At 59.6% G+C, this 18,298-nt stretch carries 23 protein-coding genes; 12 read left to right on the forward strand and 11 right to left on the reverse strand.

What is annotated here, in order from left to right; all coding sequences use genetic code 11:
• Positions 1–16: 16 nt before the first annotated feature.
• The 10 genes from ACFOZ5_RS11020 to ACFOZ5_RS11065 all read right to left on the reverse strand — a co-directional run bounded on the left by ACFOZ5_RS11020 (position 17) and on the right by ACFOZ5_RS11065 (position 7,321).
• Positions 17–286, reverse strand: a complete 270-nt coding sequence (locus ACFOZ5_RS11020; RefSeq protein WP_379887202.1) for an HPr family phosphocarrier protein — start codon at positions 284–286, stop codon at positions 17–19.
• Entirely contained in the window at positions 283–1,173 is an 891-nt protein-coding gene (rapZ, locus tag ACFOZ5_RS11025) for an RNase adapter RapZ (RefSeq protein ID WP_379887204.1), read from the reverse strand. The genes ACFOZ5_RS11020 and rapZ overlap by 4 nt, the downstream gene beginning before the upstream one ends.
• Before the next feature lie 65 nt (positions 1,174–1,238).
• Complete coding sequence (ptsN, locus tag ACFOZ5_RS11030) at positions 1,239–1,706, reverse strand: PTS IIA-like nitrogen regulatory protein PtsN (protein WP_379887206.1); 468 nt, start codon at positions 1,704–1,706, stop codon at positions 1,239–1,241.
• 93 nt (positions 1,707–1,799) lie between these two features.
• A complete protein-coding gene (gene hpf / locus ACFOZ5_RS11035; RefSeq protein ID WP_379887208.1) occupies positions 1,800–2,108 on the reverse strand; it encodes a ribosome hibernation promoting factor in 309 nt (102 codons plus the stop codon).
• A gap of 32 nt (positions 2,109–2,140) precedes the next feature.
• Positions 2,141–3,655: an RNA polymerase factor sigma-54 gene (locus ACFOZ5_RS11040; protein ID WP_379887210.1), complete on the reverse strand. Its 1,515-nt coding sequence runs from the start codon at positions 3,653–3,655 to the stop codon at positions 2,141–2,143.
• Positions 3,656–3,898: 243 nt separating this feature from the next.
• Positions 3,899–4,624, reverse strand: a complete 726-nt coding sequence (gene lptB / locus ACFOZ5_RS11045) for an LPS export ABC transporter ATP-binding protein (RefSeq protein WP_379887212.1) — start codon at positions 4,622–4,624, stop codon at positions 3,899–3,901.
• 11 nt (positions 4,625–4,635) lie between these two features.
• Positions 4,636–5,166 carry a lipopolysaccharide transport periplasmic protein LptA gene (gene lptA / locus ACFOZ5_RS11050; RefSeq protein WP_379887214.1) on the reverse strand — a complete coding sequence of 177 codons (531 nt, stop codon included), beginning with the start codon at positions 5,164–5,166 and terminating at the stop codon, positions 4,636–4,638.
• Positions 5,150–5,773, reverse strand: a complete 624-nt coding sequence (lptC, locus tag ACFOZ5_RS11055) for an LPS export ABC transporter periplasmic protein LptC (protein WP_379887216.1) — start codon at positions 5,771–5,773, stop codon at positions 5,150–5,152. Before lptC ends, lptA begins: the two co-directional genes overlap by 17 nt.
• Positions 5,770–6,342, reverse strand: a complete 573-nt coding sequence (locus tag ACFOZ5_RS11060) for a KdsC family phosphatase (RefSeq protein WP_379887218.1) — start codon at positions 6,340–6,342, stop codon at positions 5,770–5,772. Before ACFOZ5_RS11060 ends, lptC begins: the two co-directional genes overlap by 4 nt.
• A 10-nt stretch (positions 6,343–6,352) precedes the next feature.
• Complete coding sequence (locus ACFOZ5_RS11065; RefSeq protein WP_379887220.1) at positions 6,353–7,321, reverse strand: KpsF/GutQ family sugar-phosphate isomerase; 969 nt, start codon at positions 7,319–7,321, stop codon at positions 6,353–6,355.
• Between the two features lie 216 nt (positions 7,322–7,537).
• Here ACFOZ5_RS11065 and ACFOZ5_RS11070 point away from each other — a divergent pair, with 216 nt between their 5' ends.
• The 11 genes from ACFOZ5_RS11070 (at position 7,538) to ACFOZ5_RS11120 (ending at position 16,371) form a co-directional block, all read left to right on the forward strand.
• A complete protein-coding gene (locus ACFOZ5_RS11070; RefSeq protein WP_379887221.1) occupies positions 7,538–8,365 on the forward strand; it encodes an ABC transporter ATP-binding protein in 828 nt (275 codons plus the stop codon).
• The gene (gene mlaE / locus ACFOZ5_RS11075; RefSeq protein WP_379887223.1) at positions 8,358–9,152 is read left to right on the forward strand and encodes a lipid asymmetry maintenance ABC transporter permease subunit MlaE; all 795 of its coding nucleotides are present in this window, start codon (positions 8,358–8,360) and stop codon (positions 9,150–9,152) included. Before ACFOZ5_RS11070 ends, mlaE begins: the two co-directional genes overlap by 8 nt.
• On the forward strand, positions 9,152–9,610 hold the full coding sequence (mlaD, locus tag ACFOZ5_RS11080; RefSeq protein ID WP_379887226.1) for an outer membrane lipid asymmetry maintenance protein MlaD: 459 nt from the start codon (positions 9,152–9,154) through the stop codon (positions 9,608–9,610). Before mlaE ends, mlaD begins: the two co-directional genes overlap by 1 nt.
• A gap of 23 nt (positions 9,611–9,633) precedes the next feature.
• A complete protein-coding gene (locus tag ACFOZ5_RS11085) occupies positions 9,634–10,329 on the forward strand; it encodes an MlaC/ttg2D family ABC transporter substrate-binding protein (protein ID WP_379887228.1) in 696 nt (231 codons plus the stop codon).
• Positions 10,326–10,631, forward strand: a complete 306-nt coding sequence (locus ACFOZ5_RS11090) for an STAS domain-containing protein (RefSeq protein WP_379887230.1) — start codon at positions 10,326–10,328, stop codon at positions 10,629–10,631. Before ACFOZ5_RS11085 ends, ACFOZ5_RS11090 begins: the two co-directional genes overlap by 4 nt.
• Positions 10,632–10,679: 48 nt before the next feature.
• On the forward strand, positions 10,680–10,922 hold the full coding sequence (locus ACFOZ5_RS11095) for a BolA family protein (protein WP_379887231.1): 243 nt from the start codon (positions 10,680–10,682) through the stop codon (positions 10,920–10,922).
• Between the two features lie 67 nt (positions 10,923–10,989).
• Positions 10,990–12,252, forward strand: a complete 1,263-nt coding sequence (gene murA / locus ACFOZ5_RS11100; RefSeq protein ID WP_379887233.1) for a UDP-N-acetylglucosamine 1-carboxyvinyltransferase — start codon at positions 10,990–10,992, stop codon at positions 12,250–12,252.
• A 40-nt stretch (positions 12,253–12,292) separates the two neighbouring features.
• Positions 12,293–12,946: an ATP phosphoribosyltransferase gene (gene hisG / locus ACFOZ5_RS11105; protein ID WP_379887235.1), complete on the forward strand. Its 654-nt coding sequence runs from the start codon at positions 12,293–12,295 to the stop codon at positions 12,944–12,946.
• A gap of 249 nt (positions 12,947–13,195) precedes the next feature.
• The gene (hisD, locus tag ACFOZ5_RS11110) at positions 13,196–14,515 is read left to right on the forward strand and encodes a histidinol dehydrogenase (protein ID WP_379887237.1); all 1,320 of its coding nucleotides are present in this window, start codon (positions 13,196–13,198) and stop codon (positions 14,513–14,515) included.
• Positions 14,516–14,524: 9 nt separating this feature from the next.
• Positions 14,525–15,583 (forward strand): histidinol-phosphate transaminase, encoded by a 1,059-nt coding sequence (gene hisC / locus ACFOZ5_RS11115; protein WP_379887239.1) that lies wholly within the window; start codon positions 14,525–14,527, stop codon positions 15,581–15,583.
• Between the two features lie 44 nt (positions 15,584–15,627).
• Positions 15,628–16,371: a Nif3-like dinuclear metal center hexameric protein gene (locus ACFOZ5_RS11120; RefSeq protein ID WP_379887241.1), complete on the forward strand. Its 744-nt coding sequence runs from the start codon at positions 15,628–15,630 to the stop codon at positions 16,369–16,371.
• A 2-nt stretch (positions 16,372–16,373) separates the two neighbouring features.
• Here ACFOZ5_RS11120 and ACFOZ5_RS11125 read toward each other — a convergent pair whose 3' ends face one another.
• Positions 16,374–16,826, reverse strand: coding sequence for a YhcB family protein (locus tag ACFOZ5_RS11125; protein WP_379887243.1), 453 nt, complete (start codon positions 16,824–16,826; stop codon positions 16,374–16,376).
• A gap of 364 nt (positions 16,827–17,190) precedes the next feature.
• Here ACFOZ5_RS11125 and zapE point away from each other — a divergent pair, with 364 nt between their 5' ends.
• Positions 17,191–18,288 (forward strand): cell division protein ZapE, encoded by a 1,098-nt coding sequence (gene zapE, locus ACFOZ5_RS11130; RefSeq protein ID WP_379887245.1) that lies wholly within the window; start codon positions 17,191–17,193, stop codon positions 18,286–18,288.
• Positions 18,289–18,298: the final 10 nt, after the last annotated feature.

Below are 18,298 nucleotides of genomic sequence, written 5' to 3' on the forward strand. Positions count from 1 at the left end.
GGTGCTCTCTCATGGGTCACTGGCCCTCGCCAAAATAGTCATTGATCAGTGCCTCCAGGGCGGCGATTGCCTCTTGTTCGTCGGGACCGTCGGCCGCCAGCTCCACTTCCGTGCCCTGGCTGGCCGCCAGCATCATTACCGGCATAATGCTTTTGGCGTCCACCTCACGGTCACCCTTGGCGAGCAGGACCCTGCTCTCGAAGGCGGACGCGGTTTCAACCAGTTTGGCGGCCGCACGGGCATGCAGGCCGAGCTTGTTGATGATGGTGACAGGCTGGCGGATCATGAAGTGCCACTGGCTTTCGGGTTCAGGTGGGGGAGCTCCGTGTGCCGGGTCTGTACCCGGCTGTATTGACGGCTGAAATAGCGGGACAACTGCTCGCAGACATACACTGAACGGTGCTGGCCGCCAGTACAGCCGATGGAGATGGTCATGTAGCTGCGGTTGCTCTTGCTGAACTGAGGCAACCAGTTTTCCAGGAACCGGGTCAGGTCATCGATCATGCGGTTGGTCATCTCGTCAGAGCCGAGAAAATTGATCACCTGCTGATCCATGCCGGTATATTTTCGCAGCTGCGGGTCCCAGTAAGGGTTGGGCAGGCAGCGAACGTCGAGTACGTAATCGGAGTCCACCGGCACGCCGTGCTTGAAACCGAATGACTGGAACAGCAGCGCCAGTTCCTGCTCGCTACGACCGATAATCCGTCGTTTGACCATGTCCCGCAGCTCGTACATGGAAAGATCCGTGGTGTCCATGTACAGGTCTGCCAGCTGGGCAATGGGTTCCAGCAGCTGTTTCTCGTAACGGATAGCCTCGGGCAGCGAGGTCTCATCGTCACTCAGCGGGTGTTTGCGGCGAGTGGCGTGGAAGCGTTGCAGCAGTGACTGTTCGGTGGCGTCCAGGTAGATGATTTCAGTGGTCATTCCGGAGTCCAGCAGGCGCTGGTGAATGGCCTCGAAATTGGCAATTTCGTCAGACAGGTTGCGGGCATCAATGCTGACAGCAATGTTCTCCAGCCGACTGCCGGAGTGGCCGGATGTGGCTTCCGTGGTGAGCGGAAACAGCAGGCCGATGGGAAGGTTGTCAATGCAATAGAACCCCAGGTCTTCCAGCACGTGCAGGGCCGTACTCTTGCCAGAGCCTGAACGTCCACTAACGATGATCAGCTTCATGAGACTTGTCCCTTGGCGACTTGGCCGGTAATGAGCCCGGATGTATCCTGTTCCCCGATGAAGGATCAGGCGTTGCCGGTCATCTTCTGGTAAAGATCGTCAGCCGTAGTGCAGGCCCTCAGGGCATCACAGAAACTTCGGTCATTGAATTGCTCCGCCAGCTGGCTCAGCAGCTCGAGATGCTCTGATGTGGCTTCCCGGGGGACGATCAGCGTGAACAGTACATCCACCGGCTGGTTGTCGATGGCGTCAAAGGAGACCCCCTCCTCAAGGGTAACCAGAGCACCGACCACACGGGTACAACCCTCAAGGCGACAGTGGGGAATGGCAATTCCCTGACCGATACCGGTGCTGCCCAGGCGCTCTCGGGCGACGAGATTGTTGAAGATCTGGGTTTCATCCAGTTCCGAATACTCCTCGGCGACTGTTTCGGCGATAAATTCCAGAATCCGCTTCTTGCTGGTTCCGTTAACGCGACAGTGGGTGAGCTGCGGCGCCAGGATGTTATTGATGGTCAAGGTCGAATCGGTCATGGATTCTCATCGGTCCCGATAAAAAAATGCTGCGGTACGAACCCGTACCGCAGCGATGTGATTCAGATTATAGCCGTTTCGGCATGACAACCGTTAGCGGGCGGTTGCTCCGTGCATCCGGTCAACGTTCTTTTCCTTGTGCTTGAGGATCTGTCGGTCAAGCTTGTCCACCAGGGCGTCGATAGCAGCGTACATGTCCTCGTTTTCCGCCTTGGCGTGAATCTCGCCACCGACCACATGCAGCGTGGCCTCTGCAATCTGGCGCACTTTTTCCACTTCCAGGGTGACCTGACAATTACTGATGTGATCGAAGTGGCGCTCGAGCTTTTCGAATTTTTCGTTGATGTAATCCTTGAGGGAGGGAGTCAGTTCAACGTGATGACCGGAAATATTCAGTTGCATGGGCTTCTCCTGTTTGTATCAGACCCGTATGTTCAGACCAGTCGTTTCCGCTCGTTGGAGGGCGGAATGTGCATGGCTTCACGGTATTTTGCCACCGTTCGCCTCGCCACCTTTATGCCCTGCTCTCCCAGCATGGTGGCAATCTTGCTGTCACTGAGCGGCTTTTTCGGGGTTTCCGCCGCAATCAGTTTCCTGATCATCGCACGAATGGCCGTTGACGAACATTCGCCGCCTTCCTCCGTGCTCACATGGCTCGAGAAGAAGAATTTCAGCTCGAAGATGCCGCGGGGTGTGTGCATGTATTTCTGCGTGGTAACCCGGGAAATGGTCGATTCGTGCATTTCCACCGCCTGGGCGATGTCCGAAAGGATCAGCGGTTTCATCGCTTCTTCCCCATGGTCCAGAAAACCCTGCTGATGTTCAACTATTCGTGTCGCCACCTTCAACAGGGTTTCGTTACGGCTCTGCAGGCTCTTGATAAACCACTTCGCTTCCTGCAGCTGATCCCGCAGGTAGGTGTTGTCGGCACTGCTGTCGGCCCGCCTTATAAGGGAAGCATAGCTGGCATTGACACGAATGCGCGGGGCAATTTCCGGGTTCAATTCCACCCGCCAGCGCCCCTTATCCTTGCTTACGATCACATCCGGAATAACGTAATCCGGCTCGGAGCGGTCCAGAGTATTGCCGGGGTGGGGGTTAAGCGCGGTAATGACCGCCAGCACCTCCCGCAGCTGATCCTCCTTGAGGCGGCTGCGGCGCAGTAATTGCGCGTAGTCCCGGTTACCAAGCAGATTGATGTAGTGGGTAATCACCAACCGGGCCTTATCCAGCCAGGGAGTATCAGGCGGCAGCTGGTTCAGCTGGATCAGCAGGCACTCCTGCAGATCACGGGCAAAGACCCCGGGCGGGTCAAAGTGCTGCAGGCGATGAAGAACGGCCTCTACCTCGTCCCGCTCCACCGGGTCTTCGTCTTCCTCGTCCATCAGGCCGGAATGGATTTCATCCAGGTCTGAGGTCAGATAGCCACGATCGTCCACCGCATCCAGCAAGGCGTGGGCAATGGCGCTGTCCCGATCACTCATGGGGGTGAGGTTCAGCTGCCATTCCAGGTGATCCTGGAGGGTTTCGGTGGTCGGGCTGCGGCTTTCAAAGTCGGAATCGTTGTCGTCCTCGCCCCGGGAAGCGGGGGCGGGGGCTGTCTGATAGATGTCATCCCAGGCGGTATCCACCGGCAGATCATCCGGAATGGTGTCGGCGCTGTTGTTCTCTGCCGACCAGTCGGATTCTTCCCAGCTGTTGTCGACCTCGGAGGCCGTGGCCGATTCGGCCTGATCCCGATCATCCCGGTCCTGCTGCTCCCGGTCGGAATCGGACGCCTCCGCGTTCTCTTCCTCTTCGGGGGTTTCCAGCATCGGGTTGGAATCCAGGGCCTGCTGGATTTCCTGTTGCAGGTCGAGGGTGGAAAGCTGGAGCAGACGGATCGCCTGTTGCAGTTGCGGGGTCATCGTGAGGCTTTGACCCATCTTTAACTGTAAGGAGGCTTTCATGACCATGGTTTCACATCCATCACCCTTCTGAGGTAACCGTAACGCACCAGTGGACAAAACCACTGACTCAGCTCAAAAAATAGCTGAAAATCAACAAAAAAATCAGCGTTACCGGATACTTGGAAATAACAAGCAAGTTCTTTGCCGAGTGTACCCCCTTGATGCTGGCAACACAATTGCAGGGGTGTCGGTGTGTGTTCCAGTGTGTAAAAACCGCCAGGGGCGGTTGTTGTCCTCGGCAGGTCAGAGCCTGAACTCATCCCCCAGGTAGACTTCCTTGACCTGCTGGTTGGCCAGGACCTCGTCGGCCGAGCCGGACGCAATGATATGACCGCTGCTGACGATGTAGGCTTTTTCGCAGATATCCAGCGTTTCCCGGACGTTGTGGTCGGTGATCAGTACGCCGATGTTCTTGTCCCGCAGGTGACGGATAATCTGCTTGATGTCACTGACAGAGATCGGGTCGACCCCGGCAAAGGGCTCGTCCAGCAGGATGAATGCCGGTTCCATGGCCAGGGCGCGGGCTATTTCCACGCGGCGTCGTTCACCCCCGGACAGAGCCATGCCGGCACTGTCGCGAATGTGAGTTATATGGAACTCCTGCAGGAGTTCTTCCATTTTTTCCACCCGTTGCCGGCGGTTCAGGTCCTTGCGGGTTTCCAGGATCGCCATGATGTTGTCGCTTACCGACAGTTTGCGGAAAACAGACGCTTCCTGGGGCAGGTAACCGATGCCCTGTCTGGCCCGCCCGTGCATGGGCAGGGGGGTTATATCCTTGCCGTCTATGCTGATGTGGCCGTGGTCCGCGGGCACCAGGCCAACGATCATGTAGAAGCACGTGGTCTTGCCGGCGCCATTGGGGCCGAGCAGGCCGACAATCTGTCCGCTCTCGATGCTCAGCGAGACGTCAATGACGACCTTTTTCTGTTTATAGCTTTTGGCGAGATGATTCGCCTGCAGTAATGCCATGGATATCGCCGTCAGTTGCTGCTGTTGCCACGGGGCTGGATGATCATTTCAACCCGGCCAGATCCCTCGCCATCCGCTGTGCGGCCTTCGCCGGTGACCACCTTGTTGGCGGTGTTGTAATTGATCACCGCGCCCCGGAACTCGTCTCCGCCCTGTTTCACGACCGCTTCCCGCTCGAAGCGCAGCAGGTTGTCGCCGGCGGAATAGTGAATCTTCAGGGCTTCGGCATTCACGGCACTCTCGGTTTCCGTGGCCGGGCGGTAGTAGGTGGCCGGGCGCCCGCTGGCGTCAATCTGGTCAAGGCCGGCGGCGTTGCGGGAAACATCGACCCGGTCAGCCGTCAGCAGAATCCCGCCCTGGCGGACCTTGACATTGCCCCGATAGACAGCCGTGCCCTGAGTGTCATCCAGGCGCGCTGAATCGGCGGTAACCCGGATCGGCTCATTGGAATCCAGGTTGAACGCCAGGGCGGGCAGCGCCGGCCCCAGTGCCAGCGTTGACATCAGTAGCAGGCGGCTTGCCAGGTTACGGACGGGTTTCATAGATCCCCTCAACTGAGTTTTCCAATTCCACTACCCGTTCATCAAACCAGCCGGTCATGCCCCGGGCGTGGGTGATGTTGCCCGGCGACTTCAGGGTAACGGGATGATCTGTGGTGGCCCTGCCGGCAGGGTTGTCGATAAGAAGATATTCTGTCAGCAGCACGGCATTACCGCCTTCAACGCTGCGTGTGACTTTGACGCTGCCTTCCAGTTCCATCACCTCGGTGGTCATGTGGTAGAGGCCCTCATCGGCGACCACCAGCCAGCGCAGGTCAGCCTCGTGATCATACAGGGTGGCGTCCGGGGCCTCCAGAACCGCCTCCTGACGATCGTCGAACTGTTCCGTGCGGGGGCTGGTGGCGACCAGCTTTGGCCGCCCCTGTGCATCGAATGACCGGAATACCCCCTGATTGATAAAGGTATCCGGTTCCGTTTCCCCGCGTAGCGCAACGGCGTCACTGTCGGGGGAGCGGGCGTCGTCACTTTGCCAGAGCAAAAAGCCGAGGGCCAGGGCGGCGATCAGCAGGCCGGGGTTGCGTATGCCGGGACGGGCCAGAAAATCCAGGAGCCGTACCAGAAGATTGCGGGAGTTGTCGGGCGACTTCATTGTTCGCCTCCCAGCCAGGTCTGCAGCTCCTGGTCCAGACGTCCGCGGGCAGACAAGAGCAGGTCTGTCAGCTCCCGGACAGCACCATGGCCCCCGGCGGTCCTGGTGCACAGGTCGGCGTGCTGACGGACAAACCAGTGGCCATTGGGCACGGTGACGCCCAGGCCGGCATGGCGTATCGCTGCCAGGTCCGGCAGGTCATCCCCGATATAGGCGACCCGGGCCGGTGGTAACTGACGCTCAGTCATGATCTCGCGCAGCGCCGTCAGTTTGTCCTCCCGTCCCTGCAACAGGGTGGTAATGCCCAGGCTGGTCATGCGTCGTTCGGTAAGGGGCGAGCGACGGCCGGTGATTACGGCCACTTCGATGCCAGCGGCCATGGCCTGCTTGAGGCCAAGTCCGTCGAGGATGTTGAATGCCTTGAGTTCATCGCCGCTGGCAGAGAAGATCAGGGCACCGTCAGTCATCACCCCGTCCACGTCCAGGGCAAGCAGGGTGATGTCTCTTGACTTTGCGAGGATATCCTCGGGCCATTCAGGCCGGCCGGTGGGGCTTGGGTCCCTGGTCATTGCGGCTCCGTCAGATGACGCCGGCACGCAGCAGGTCGTGCATGTTAATGGCTCCCACCAGTTCTTCCTTGCGGTTCAGAACGGGTAGGGCGTTGATCTTCAGCTCCTCCATCACGTGAAGGGCTTCGGCGGCAAGCTGGTTGTCGTGGATAGTGCGCCCATGTCGAGTCATCACGTCCCGAATCAGCGTGTTGTGAATATCGATGGACCGGTCCAGTGTGCGGCGAAGGTCACCATCGGTAAAGATGCCCGTCAGTTCACCGTCGTCGTTGACCACGGTGGTCATGCCCAGGCCCTTGAGCGAAATTTCCAGCAGGGCGCCGGACATTGGCGTGTTCTCCTTTACCCGGGGCAGGCGTTCGCCGGTGTGCATGATGTCGGCCACCCGCAACAACAGGCGGCGTCCCAGGGCCCCGCCAGGATGGGAGAGGGCAAAATCCTCGGCACTGAAGCCACGGGCTTCCAGCAGCGCTACGGCCAGTGCATCACCCATGACCAGCGTGGCAGTGGTGCTGGAGGTGGGGGCCAGCCCTAATGGGCAGGCTTCTTTGGCAACGCTGACGTCAAGATTGGCCACAGCTTCCCGGGCCAGGGTGGAGTCAGGGTTGCCCGTCATACTGATCAGCGGTGAGCCCATGCGTTTAAGCAGAGGCAGGATGGTAAGCACTTCGCCGGTATTGCCGGAGTTGGAGATGGCGAGCACTACATCCTGGCTGGTGATCATGCCCAGATCGCCATGGCTGGCCTCCCCGGGGTGTACGAAAAAGGATGGCGTGCCGGTGCTGGCCAGGGTGGCCGCAATCTTGTTGCCGATATGACCGGATTTCCCCATACCGGTCACCACCACGCGACCCCTGCAGGCCATCATCACCTCGCAGGCACGGACAAAATCGTCGCCGATCCGCGTGGACAGCGCATCCACGGCCTGGCGCTCCACTTCGATCGCCTGCAGTGCGGCAGAAACAAACGGTTTGGTCATGAGGCTCCTGGTCAGTCTGTTCCGGGTCAGGGTTGATCGTGATTATCCGGGTTTTTAACAGGTGCGACAGTATATCATCAAGCGGGCCTCCGGGGTGCCTGATCGGTGGGTCGGGTGCTCCCTTGCCGCCCTCCTTCCAAACTTTAACCCTCCCGGCCATTGAGCGGCGGTGCAAGTTGGCATACTGTAACGCCAAATTTCACGACACTTTTCGCCATGGCTGAGCGCTCTTGCATTGTACTGGACGACGTTGTTTTTACCCGGGGGCACCGGCGTATCTTCGATGGTGTGTCCCTGCGCATTCCCCGTGGCCGGATTACCGCCATCATGGGGCCCAGTGGCACCGGCAAGACCACGCTGCTACGTCTTGTTGGCGGTCAGCTCAAGCCTGACAGTGGCCAGGTGCTGGTGGATGGCGAGGACGTTCCCCGTATGAAGCGAAAGGCGCTGTACCGCTTCCGTCGGCGAATGGGCATGCTGTTCCAGAGTGGTGCCCTGTTCACCGACCTGAGTGTGTTCGAGAACGTTGCCTTCCCCCTGCGGGTCCACACCTCCCTGCCCGAAGACATGGTCCGAGATATCGTGCTGATGAAGCTGGAGGCGGTGGGTTTGCGGGGTGCTCGCGACCTGATGCCGGCCCAGCTCTCCGGTGGTATGACCCGGCGGGTGGCGCTGGCGAGGAGTATAGCGATGGACCCTGAACTGATTCTGTACGACGAACCCTTTGCAGGTCAGGATCCGATCGCCATGGGGGTGCTGGTCAAGCTGATCCGTGAGCTTAACACCACCATGGGTCTGACCAGCGTGCTGGTCTCCCACGACGTGCCGGAATGCCTCAGCATTGCCCATCATGCCTGCATTATCGCCGACGGCAAGGTCATTGGCGAGGGTACGCCGGAAGAGCTGAGGCAACACGCCTCGCCCAGAGTCCAGCAGTTCCTGCATGGCCAGCCCGACGGGCCTGTTCCCTTTCACTACCCTGCACCGGATGCCGCCGAAGACTGGGGCTGTCGTGTGGCTGATGACGAGGGTTCCCGTGCCTGAGTACCTGATTGACCGCATTGCCCGCCTGGGCCGTGGCACTGTGGACGCCGTGGCCTCCCTGGGTCGCGCTGCGGTATTCCTGTGGGGCGCCTTGATCGGGGTCCCCAGGCCTTCGGTGGGGCTGCCACTGATGGTGCGGCAGATATACCATGTGGGGGTGCTGTCACTGGCCATTGTGGTGGTGTCGGGTCTGTTTATCGGCATGGTTCTGGCGTTGCAGGGGTATTACATCCTCAGCGACTTTGGTTCAGAAAGTGCGATCGGGCAGATGATTGCCCTGACCTTGTTGCGGGAGCTGGGACCGGTGGTGACGGCGCTGCTGTTTGCCGGACGTGCGGGGTCAGCCCTGACCGCCGAGATCGGCCTGATGAAGGCCACAGAGCAGCTTTCCAGCATGGAGATGATGGGGGTCGATCCGTTGCGCCGGGTGATTGCCCCCCGCCTGTGGGCCGGTTTCATTTCCATGCCGGTGCTGGCGCTGATTTTTTCGGTAGTGGGCATCTGGGGCGGCATGCTGGTGGGCGTGCAATGGCTGGGGGTGTTTGAAGGCTCCTACTGGGGCAATATGCAGGCCTCGGTGACGTTCTTCGACGATGTCGTTAACGGTCTGATCAAGAGCCTGGTGTTCGGTTTCGTCTGCACCTGGATTGCGGTCTACCAGGGCTATGACTGCGTACCGACATCGGCGGGTATCAGCTCGGCCACCACCAGGACGGTTGTGTTTTCATCACTGGCGGTGCTGGGTCTGGACTTTGTCCTGACCGCCGTCATGTTCGGGAGTTTCTGATGGCTCAGAGAACAACAGACATTATTGTCGGCCTGTTTATACTCGCTGGCGGAGCGGCACTGCTGGTGCTGGCCCTGCAGGTCAGCGGGCTGACCCTCAGGCCCGGTGGCGAGACCTATAGCGTCCAGGCTTACTTCAACGACGCCGGCGGACTGTCGCCCCGGGCGAAAGTCTCCATGGCAGGCGTGACCGTGGGGCGAATCCGGGAGGTGAAACTGGATCAGGAAATGTTCCAGGCCCGTGTGGTCATCGACATTGAGGAACAATACGACAGCATTCCCGCCGACAGCTCAGCGATCATACGTACATCCGGCCTGTTGGGAGAACAGTATATTGATATTTCGCCGGGTGGTGACCTGGAGTCCCTGGCGGATGGGGATACCTTCTACGAAACCCAGTCAGCGCTTAACATTGAGCGCATGATCAGCAATTTCGCCTCCGGTCAGGGTGGCGAGTAAGTCAAAAGAAACAGGAGAGACCCATGACCGCGGTTCGATCAATCAGGCAGTATGCCACCATGCCCCTGGCGTTGGCTGTCATCGCGCTCATAACAGCGCTGATGGTGCGCCCCGTAGCAGCCAACAGCCAGGAGCTGACCAGCTACGTGGATGAGAATACCCAGAAGCTGGTGCAAAAGCTCAATGAGGAAAAAGACCTTTACACCGACGACCCGGATGCCTTCTATCGGAAAATGGAAGAGGCGCTGACCGGATTTGTGGATTTTCGCCGGATTGCCGCCCGGGTCATGGGGCGCTATGCCAGGCAGACAACACCGGAGCAGCGTGACGAGTTTGTGGTCCGTTTCAAGCGTAGCCTGTTTGAGAGTTATGCCCAGGCTCTGGTGGACAGCTCCGATGGCTTCGAAATCGACGTGCGGGGCGCCCAGGTCAATCCGAGGGACGAGGATCGGGCGTCGGTGAACATGCTGGTGACCACCGAATCCGGTGATCGCTACCAGGTAACCTATTCCATGTATCGTCAAAACGGCAGTGGCCAGTGGCTGATGGAAAATGTGATTGTCGAGGGTGTGAATATCGGCCTGGCGTTCCGTGACCGTTTTGCCCAGGAAATGGAGTCACGTCGTGGCGACGTGGATGCCGTTATCGAGAACTGGGGTGACGCGGTGGCATCCCTGAATCTGGATGAGGAAATGGAACAGGGCGCTGACAGCGAATGAGCGCCTCGGCCGAGCCCGACGGTAACCGGCTGGCGCTGGCCGGTCAGATTACCGCCGACAATGTGCTCGCCATCCGGCAGCGTGGGGAGGCATGGCTTGCCTCTCTGACGCCCGGCGTTCCGGCCAGTGTGGACCTTTCGGCCGTCACCACGGCCAGTAGCGTGTTGCTGTCATTGCTCCTGTGTCTTCGTCGCTTTGCTGACCAGCGACAGGTGACGCTGACCTTCGCTGGAACCCCGGACGATCTGGTCGGGCTTTCCCATCTTAACGGAATCTCCCGTTGGCTGACCGGCCCCTCATAATCCGGTACAATTCCGCTTTCGTTTCGTACAAACCGAGGTTAGACGCGTATGCAAGCCCAGGACGTTGCCGAACTGGTTCGCAAAGAACTGCCCGACTGTGAAATCGAGGTGCAGAACGACGGAAACCACTATCTGGTGGTGGCGATTGGCGACCGTTTTGAAGGCATGTCTCCGGTAAAGAAGCAGCAGCTTATCTATGGTGCGCTGCGGGAGCAGCTGGATGACGGTACCATTCATGCCCTGACCATTCGCGCGTTCACTCCGGCCCAGTGGGCAGCCCGGCAACAGTAAGCCGGCGCACAGTCACCGGTTCACCGCTGCTGATTCAGCTGTCGGTTCACAACTACAGGAATTCAACGTGGATAAACTACTCATCCGGGGCCGCAAGCCGCTTGACGGCGAGATTCGCATCTCCGGTGCCAAGAATTCAGCCCTGCCCATCCTGGCGTCAACGTTGCTGGCTGACGAGCCGGTGTCGGTGGGCAACCTGCCGCATCTGAACGACATCACCACCATGATTGAGCTGCTTGGCCGCATGGGCATTGAGGTGATGATTGACGAGAAGATGAGCGTTCAGGTGGATGCCAGCACCATCAAGGAAACCGTCGCGCCCTACGAGCTGGTGAAAACCATGCGGGCGTCGATCCTGGTGCTGGGGCCTCTGGTGGCGCATTTCGGTGAGGCCGAGGTCTCGCTGCCCGGTGGTTGTGCCATTGGCAGCCGACCGGTAAATCTGCACATCCACGGCCTTGAGCAGATGGGCGCGGAGGTGCGTGTTGAGAATGGCTATATCCATGCAAAATCCAACGGTCGTCTGAAGGGCGCCCACATCTTTCTCGATACGGTGACCGTCACCGGTACCGAAAACCTGATGATGGCAGCGGCTCTGGCCGATGGTGTCACTATCCTCGAGAACGCGGCCCGTGAACCGGAGGTGGTGGATCTGGCCGAGTGCCTGATCGCCATGGGCGCTGATGTCCGGGGACATGGCACCGCCACCATCGAGATCCACGGGGTGGAGCGTCTGCATGGCTGCCATTACGATGTGCTGCCGGATCGGGTGGAAACTGGTACCTATCTCGTGGCCGCCGCTGCCACCAGAGGTCGGGTTCGCCTGAAGGACACCCGCGAGAACCTGCTGGAAGCCGTTCTGCTCAAGCTGGAAGAGGCCGGTGCCCATATCAGTACCGGCAAGGACTGGATCGAGCTGGACATGAAGGGTAACCGGCCCAAAGCCGTGTCGCTGCGTACAGCACCCTATCCTGCCTTCCCGACGGACATGCAGGCCCAGTTCGCGGCCATGAATACCGTGGCTGAAGGCACGGGCACCATTGTGGAAACGGTGTTCGAAAACCGTTTCATGCACATCCAGGAGCTCAGCCGCATGGGCGCCGATATCACCCTGGAAGGCAATGCCGCCATCATCAAGGGTGTGGAACACCTGACCGGCGCGCCGGTCATGGCGACTGATCTGCGGGCCTCTGCCAGCCTGGTGATTGCCGGGCTGGTGGCCGATGGCGACACCATCGTTGACCGTATCTATCACATTGATCGGGGCTACGAGTGCATTGAGGAGAAGTTCCAGCTTCTGGGCGCGACTATTCGCCGGATTCCGGCCTGAGGCCGGGCCGGACAAGACATTCAGACCGGACTGATAACCGATGACCGACACGTCGATTACCATTGCGCTTTCGAAGGGGCGCATCCTTGACGAGACGATTCCGCTGCTGAAGGAGGCGGGCATCGAGTTTGTGGACGATATCAAGAAGTCGCGCAAGCTGGTGTTCCCGAGCACGGACCCCAATGTACGGCTGTTGATCATCCGTGCCACCGATGTGCCAACCTATGTTCAGTACGGCGGTGCCGATCTGGGCGTGACTGGCAAGGACGTGCTGATGGAGCACGGCGGTGCGGGTCTGTACGAGCCACTGGATCTCAATATTTCCCGCTGCCGTCTGATGACGGCCGGGGTAAAGGGCCAGCCGGCACCCCAGGGTCGTCTGCGGGTCGCTACCAAGTTTGTGAATCTTGCGCGGCGCTACTATGCGGCCCAGGGGCGGCAGGCGGATATCATCAAGCTCTACGGGGCGATGGAGCTGGCGCCGTTGCTGGGGCTGGCGGATGAGATCGTGGATATTGTGGATACCGGCAATACCCTGAAGGCCAATGGTCTGGAGCCGCGGGAGCTGATCGAGAATATCAGCACCCGGTTGGTGGCGAACCGGGCGTCCATGAAGATGAAGCATGCCATGCTGCAGCCGATCATCGAGAAGATGGGGCAGGCGGTTGAGGCTCGGCGGGTTGTTGAGGCCTGATTTTCCGGTTTTGGCTTGGGTGTTTGTCGCCCGCCCGGACAAGCGGTAAGGCTTTCCGGGACACGCCGTGAATACGTCCATGTAGGCTCTTCAAAAACGTCCCTGTTTTTGAAGGTCTCGGAAAGCCTTACCGCTCATCCGGGCTGACATTGGAGTGGCGCTCGGCGTTCGCCGTTTCCGCAAAAGTGTCGATGCCCCTCCCGGACTACTTGAGAGTTAACCGTAGTTTTTGTTGAACGCAGGTGACCTATGACTGACCTTACGATTACCAGACTGTCTGCTTCCGAAGCAGGTTTTGATGATGCGCTGTCCCGGCTTCTGGCCTGGGAGGACAGCGTGGACCATCAGGTAAACGAGTCGGTTCGTCATATCCTGAGCGAGGTGAAGCTGCGGGGCGATGAGGCGGTGATGGAGTTTACCGCCAGGTTCGACCAGCTTGAGGTGGCTTCCATGGCCGAGCTGGAGATTTCTGCCGCCCGGCTGGAGCAGGCTCTGGAAGCCATTCCCTCCGAGCAGAGGGATGCCCTGGAAGCGGCTGCGGACCGGATTCGTGACTATCACCAGCGGCAGAAACAGGACTCCTGGCAGTACGAGGATGCTAACGGCACGGTTCTGGGGCAGAAAGTGACGCCGCTGGACCGGGTGGGGCTGTATGTGCCTGGTGGCAAGGCTGCTTACCCATCGTCAGTGCTGATGAATGCGCTTCCTGCCAAGGTGGCCGGCGTTGGCGAGATCATCATGGTCGTGCCGACCCCGGCCGGGGTGGTGAACGATATGGTATTGGCCGCTGCCGCGATTGCAGGGGTGGATCGTGTGTTCACCCTAGGTGGTGCGCAGGCGATCGGTGCACTGGCCTATGGGACCGAAACGGTACCAGCGGTGGACAAGATTGTGGGGCCGGGCAATATCTTTGTGGCTACCGCCAAGCGTGAGGTTTTCGGTACGGTGGGCATCGATATGATTGCCGGGCCGTCGGAGATCCTGGTGATCTGTGACGGCAAGACCGACCCGGACTGGATTGCCATGGACCTGTTCTCGCAGGCGGAGCATGATGAACAGGCTCAGTCCATCCTGGTGAGTCCGGATGTGGCGTTCCTGGATGCGGTTGAGGCCAGCATCCGCAAGCTGGCGCCCACCATGGAACGGGGGGAGATCATTGCCCGCTCGCTATCGGATCGAGGAGCACTGATCCAGGTGAAGGATCTGGATGAGGCTGCGGTGGTCTCCAACCGGATTGCCCCGGAGCATCTGGAATTGTCGGTGGAAGCACCAGAACAGCTGGTGGCCAGGATTCGCCACGCCGGCGCGATTTTCATGGGGCGCTACACGGCGGAAGCCCTGGGCGACTATTGCGCCGGCCCCAATCACGTGCTGCCCACATCCGGTACCGCCCGATTCTCGTCGCCGCTGGGGGTGTATGACTTCCAGAAACGTTCGTCGCTGATCGGTTTTTCGGCCGCTGGTGCCGATCGCATGGGGCGGGTGGCGTCTGTGCTGGCCCGGGGCGAGGGGCTGACTGCCCACGCCCGTTCAGCGGAATATCGCATCGACATGGATCGCGATCAGTAAGGAATCGTCATGAGCAAGTTCTGGAGCCCCCTGGTCAGTGACCTGAAGCCTTACGTACCGGGTGAGCAGCCGAAGATGAGGCGGCTGGTCAAGCTAAACACCAATGAGAATCCCTACGGCCCCTCCTTGCGGGTGCTTGAGGCGATCCGGCAGCAGCTGGATGACGGTTTGCGCCTGTATCCGGACCCGGAGAGTGAGCACCTTCGAGAGGTGATCGGACGCTACTATGGCGTGTCTTCCGAGCAGGTGTTTGTGGGCAACGGCTCGGACGAGGTGTTGGCCCATATCTTCCAGGGACTGCTGAAGCAGGACAAACCGATCCTGTTTCCGGACATCACCTACAGTTTCTATCCGGTGTATTGCAGTCTCTACGGCGTGGAGAGCCGCACCGTTGCGCTCAATGATGCGTTCGAGATCAATCCGGAGGATTACCTGGTTCCCAACGGCGGTATCATTTTCCCCAATCCCAATGCGCCCACCGGCCGCTATCTGGCCCTGGGTGAGGTAGAGCGCATGATCGCCGGCAACCCGGATACTGTCGTGGTGGTGGACGAGGCCTATGTGGATTTCGGCGGTGAAACGGCTATCAGTCTGGTGGATCAGTACCCGAACCTGCTGGTCACCCAGACCTTGTCCAAGGCCCGCTCCCTTGCCGGGCTGCGGGTCGGCCTGGCGGTGGGCCACCGGGACCTGGTGGAAGCCCTGAACCGGGTCAAGAACAGCTTCAATTCCTACCCTCTGGACCGTCTGGCCCAGGCCGGGGCGGCAGCCGCCTTTGAAGATGAGGCCTGGTTCGACCAGTCCCGCAAGCGGGTGATGGCGGAGCGGGATCGGGTGACGAAAGCGATGACCGGCATGGGCTTCGAGGTACTGCCATCCACCGCCAACTTCATCTTCTGCCAGCACCGTACAGTGACCGGGGAAGATCTCGCTGCCCGGCTGCGGGAACGGGGGATCATCGTGCGGCACTTCAACAAGCCGAGGATCGATAATTTCCTGCGTATCACTATTGGCACCGCCGGGCAGAACGACGAACTGCTGCGGGCGCTGGGCGAGCTGACGGGTTGATCTACCCTCCAGCCAGAACGTCCGCTGACTGACAGGAGCAACCTATGGCAAAACGTACCGACATACTCCAGACCCTGAACCAATGGCTGAGTCCGGAGGACTTCCAGGACTACTGTCCAAATGGCCTGCAGGTTGAAGGTGGTGAAGAGGTTAATCGGATTGTCAGCGGTGTAACCGCGTCCCAGGCCCTGATCGATGCGGCTGTCGAGGCTGACGCGGACATGATCCTGGTGCATCACGGGTATTTCTGGAAAGGGGAGCCCCAGGCGGTCACGGGCATGAAAAAAAACCGCATCAGGACGCTGCTGAAGCATGACATCAGCCTGGTGGCCTACCACCTGCCACTGGATGACCATCCGGAGTATGGCAATAATCGCCAACTGGCTGACGTGCTGGGTATCCGTGATCCACGCCCCCTGGCTGGACTACTCTGGCAGGGGGAGCTGGACGAGCCGATGACGGCTGAGGCGTTTGCCGGGTATCTGGGCGAGCGATTGTGCCGAGTGCCCCTGCATGTTGGGGCGGGCCCGGAAAATATTCATCGTGTGGCCTGGTGTACGGGCGCGGCCCAGGGGTTCCTGCCAATGGCCGTGGAGGCTGGAGTGGATGCCTACATCAGCGGTGAGGCTTCAGAGCCAACCACCCATACCGCACGGGAATGCGGTATTCATTATTTTGGCGCCGGCCACCACGCCACCGAGCGTTATGGTGTGCAGGCGCTGGGGCAGGCGCTGGCCCGGGAGTTCGGGGTGTCGCACCAGTTCATTGACTGCGACAACCCGGTGTAGACTCAGGCCCTGGCTTTGGCCTTTTCTTCGTCGGTCAGGCCGTACCCTTCGTCGAGGGTACCTTTCTCGGCAGGATCTTTCTTCGGAGCATAATCCCTGGGCGGTTCTGCCGCTTCACCGTCCTCGCCCTTGGCGCCAGTCAGCCGGGCACGGCTGCTTTCCTGTTCCAGCTCCTCCAGCCACTCGTCGTCGCTTGCCAGTCGGTTGGCGCCACGGGCCATGTGCTGGTTGACGTCGCGGAAGGCATCATTGAAGCGTCGCAGCAAGTGTGCCGACTCCATGAAATGCTCGTTCACCTGAGCCTGGTAACGGGTGTATTCGTTGCGCAGTTCTTCTGTCTGCTGCTCGGCACGGCGCTGCCGGAGCGTTGAACTCTGGCTGGAACGGCCAATGAGCAGGCCAATGATCAGTCCTACGGCTAGTGCGGCAACAGCGGCCAAAATCAGGTTGGTCATAGGGTTATCGTCCTGTCGGAAATCCTTTTTTGCGCCAAGGGCGGCCTTTCGGGGGAGTGAGGCGGCATGGTTCCACCATCGGATTGCCTCGCTCTGTCTCAGGCCCGCCCCGGCCGGGAACATCATAACGTCAGTATACCCGTTAAGGGCAGCCGCTGCCCATGGTCTCATGCCCCTGCAAAGGTATTGTTGATTTATTGCAACAGGTCAAGAAAGCTTGCAACACCGGGAATATGCGGGCACAGCCCGCAATAATGGCGAATATTATGAAAATCAGCGACAATGGCGCCCGTTTTTTTGATGAACAGGCGTCTGCGGCTTCTGATGACGCAGGCGTCCGGATCCTGATAGGGGAAGGCTCTGAATGACACCCTGGGAACGATACCAGAACGATCTTGAACGCCCGGATTTCAAGGCGGATGCGGCACAGGAAGACGCCGTACGTCGATTGCAGGCGCTGTATGACAAACTGGTGGAAGCCGAAAACGAGCGTAGCCGACCGTTGCGAAAACTGTCGCTGAAGGTTCGCAAGGGGCGCGAGGAACCGGTCAGGGGACTGTACTTCTGGGGCGGCGTCGGTCGTGGCAAGACCTACCTGATGGACACTTTCTACGAATCGCTGCCGTTTGATCGCAAGATGCGGGTTCACTTCCACCGCTTCATGCAACGGGTTCATAACGAGTTCAAGACTCTGAAAGGGGAGAAGAATCCACTGGAGAAGGTGGCCGCCCGATTTGCCCGCGAAGCCCGGGTCATCTGTTTTGATGAGTTCTTCGTGTCGGACATCGGTGATGCAATGATTCTGGCGACCCTGATGGACGCCCTGTTCAGCCGTGGGGTGTCGCTGGTGTGTACCTCCAATATTCCACCGGACGGCCTCTACAAGGACGGGTTGCAACGGGCCCGTTTCCTGCCGGCCATTGATCTGGTCAAGAAACACACCGACGTGGTTAATGTGGACGGCGGCGTGGACTATCGTTTGCGTACCCTGGAGCAGGCGGAACTCTATCACTCACCTCTGGACGATCAGGCGGACATCAGCCTGAAGAAGAGCTTCGACGGTCTTGCCGTGGAAGCGGGCAACCATGGCCTGAATCTGGAGATAAACGGACGCAAGCTCCAGGCCCGGGCCCACGCGGATGATGTGGTGTGGTTCGAATTCCGGGAGCTGTGTGATGGCCCCCGTAGTCAGAACGACTACATTGAGCTCGCACGGGAATTCCAGACGATCATTGTGTCCAATGTCCCGATTCTGGGGGGTGACAAGGATGATCAGGCCCGTCGCTTCATCAACATGATCGACGAATTCTACGACCGCAACGTCAAGCTCATCCTCTCCGCTGAGGTGCCTATTACCGAGTTATATGCGGGTGGCAGACTCGGATTCGAGTTCGAGCGCACGGAATCCCGATTGCTGGAAATGCAGTCGCGGGATTACCTGGGGGCGCCCCACAAGGCCTGAGGGACCTGGC

The organism is Marinobacter lacisalsi, assembly GCF_042651045.1.
GTDB lineage: Bacteria > Pseudomonadota > Gammaproteobacteria > Pseudomonadales > Oleiphilaceae > Marinobacter > Marinobacter lacisalsi.

What these genes read in the sequence shown, in the direction of transcription:
- ACFOZ5_RS11020 (WP_379887202.1), bottom strand. Translation starts at nt 286, where the DNA reads ATGATCCGCCAGCCTGTCACCATCATCAACAAGCTCGGCCTGCATGCC.
- rapZ (WP_379887204.1), bottom strand. Translation starts at nt 1,173, where the DNA reads ATGAAGCTGATCATCGTTAGTGGACGTTCAGGCTCTGGCAAGAGTACG.
- ptsN (WP_379887206.1), bottom strand. Translation starts at nt 1,706, where the DNA reads ATGACCGATTCGACCTTGACCATCAATAACATCCTGGCGCCGCAGCTC.
- hpf (WP_379887208.1), bottom strand. Translation starts at nt 2,108, where the DNA reads ATGCAACTGAATATTTCCGGTCATCACGTTGAACTGACTCCCTCCCTC.
- ACFOZ5_RS11040 (WP_379887210.1), bottom strand. Translation starts at nt 3,655, where the DNA reads ATGAAAGCCTCCTTACAGTTAAAGATGGGTCAAAGCCTCACGATGACC.
- lptB (WP_379887212.1), bottom strand. Translation starts at nt 4,624, where the DNA reads ATGGCATTACTGCAGGCGAATCATCTCGCCAAAAGCTATAAACAGAAA.
- lptA (WP_379887214.1), bottom strand. Translation starts at nt 5,166, where the DNA reads ATGAAACCCGTCCGTAACCTGGCAAGCCGCCTGCTACTGATGTCAACG.
- lptC (WP_379887216.1), bottom strand. Translation starts at nt 5,773, where the DNA reads ATGAAGTCGCCCGACAACTCCCGCAATCTTCTGGTACGGCTCCTGGAT.
- ACFOZ5_RS11060 (WP_379887218.1), bottom strand. Translation starts at nt 6,342, where the DNA reads ATGACCAGGGACCCAAGCCCCACCGGCCGGCCTGAATGGCCCGAGGAT.
- ACFOZ5_RS11065 (WP_379887220.1), bottom strand. Translation starts at nt 7,321, where the DNA reads ATGACCAAACCGTTTGTTTCTGCCGCACTGCAGGCGATCGAAGTGGAG.
- ACFOZ5_RS11070 (WP_379887221.1), top strand. Translation starts at nt 7,538, where the DNA reads ATGGCTGAGCGCTCTTGCATTGTACTGGACGACGTTGTTTTTACCCGG.
- mlaD (WP_379887226.1), top strand. Translation starts at nt 9,152, where the DNA reads ATGGCTCAGAGAACAACAGACATTATTGTCGGCCTGTTTATACTCGCT.
- ACFOZ5_RS11085 (WP_379887228.1), top strand. Translation starts at nt 9,634, where the DNA reads ATGACCGCGGTTCGATCAATCAGGCAGTATGCCACCATGCCCCTGGCG.
- ACFOZ5_RS11090 (WP_379887230.1), top strand. Translation starts at nt 10,326, where the DNA reads ATGAGCGCCTCGGCCGAGCCCGACGGTAACCGGCTGGCGCTGGCCGGT.
- ACFOZ5_RS11095 (WP_379887231.1), top strand. Translation starts at nt 10,680, where the DNA reads ATGCAAGCCCAGGACGTTGCCGAACTGGTTCGCAAAGAACTGCCCGAC.
- hisG (WP_379887235.1), top strand. Translation starts at nt 12,293, where the DNA reads ATGACCGACACGTCGATTACCATTGCGCTTTCGAAGGGGCGCATCCTT.
- hisD (WP_379887237.1), top strand. Translation starts at nt 13,196, where the DNA reads ATGACTGACCTTACGATTACCAGACTGTCTGCTTCCGAAGCAGGTTTT.
- hisC (WP_379887239.1), top strand. Translation starts at nt 14,525, where the DNA reads ATGAGCAAGTTCTGGAGCCCCCTGGTCAGTGACCTGAAGCCTTACGTA.
- ACFOZ5_RS11120 (WP_379887241.1), top strand. Translation starts at nt 15,628, where the DNA reads ATGGCAAAACGTACCGACATACTCCAGACCCTGAACCAATGGCTGAGT.
- ACFOZ5_RS11125 (WP_379887243.1), bottom strand. Translation starts at nt 16,826, where the DNA reads ATGACCAACCTGATTTTGGCCGCTGTTGCCGCACTAGCCGTAGGACTG.
- zapE (WP_379887245.1), top strand. Translation starts at nt 17,191, where the DNA reads ATGACACCCTGGGAACGATACCAGAACGATCTTGAACGCCCGGATTTC.